This is a genomic window from Vibrio sp. 10N.222.49.A3 (assembly GCF_041475145.1).
GTDB classification, from domain to species: Bacteria; Pseudomonadota; Gammaproteobacteria; order Enterobacterales; family Vibrionaceae; genus Vibrio; species Vibrio tasmaniensis_A.
The window spans coordinates 1-726 of sequence record NZ_JBFRVM010000258.1 but is presented as its reverse complement, the minus strand read 5'-3'; the positions used below and the strand labels follow the sequence as shown (position 1 = coordinate 726).

1 pseudogene is annotated in these 726 nt (G+C 48.5%); it reads left to right on the top strand.

Annotated elements, in window-relative coordinates:
* Positions 1 to 726 (top strand): annotated as a pseudogene (locus AB4589_RS24715) (type-F conjugative transfer system mating-pair stabilization protein TraN); the annotation flags it as partial.

Genomic DNA, 726 nt, shown 5'->3' with positions numbered 1-726 from the left:
AAACGGCAAGCCAAGCTCTAGCACCTCATGCCCTGCCACTCAATGTCGATGACTATTGCAAAGACGCCACGTGTCGACAAGAGATCCGCAGTCCAAAAGAGTCAAGACTGTCAGACGGTGATATCAATGCACAAAAAGGGACAGAGTTTGTGACCAATGGATTGGCTCAAGACATCAACACCCACTTTAATAAAGGGCGCCCCGATGTGAAAAGCGACCCAGCGATGCGCTTTGCCTTACTCGGCCAAGAGAATGCGTATGAAATCACTCACGGCCTCTCAAATGCCTATGTCGATTGTGATAGCGGCTCCCAGTGCCTTATCGAACACATTCCTAAACAGTGTCATCGTCCAACGAACAACAACGTGCCTTGTACAAAAGTCCCCGTTGCCACCGTGGTTACTGGCAATGTCATCTACCACTGTCCATCCGGTTGGACAAAGCAAGGGGATAATTGCCAACGTCCCCTCCCACAATGCCGATACAATAATAAACATTATGTGAGGCAAACGAGAGGTGATGGCATTTTCTCATCGTCAGGAACCATGTATTTATGGGGCGGTAAGAGTGTCTATCCCAACCAAGGCTACACGCTTGGCGAGTTAAAACAGACCTATCACGTTAATTGGCAAGCGAGCGAACACTGGGATAAACGCTACGAGATTTGTCGACCCACCACACAAACGAAAAAAGCCACCTTGAGCTGTTCAAACGGATTCTCCTTAT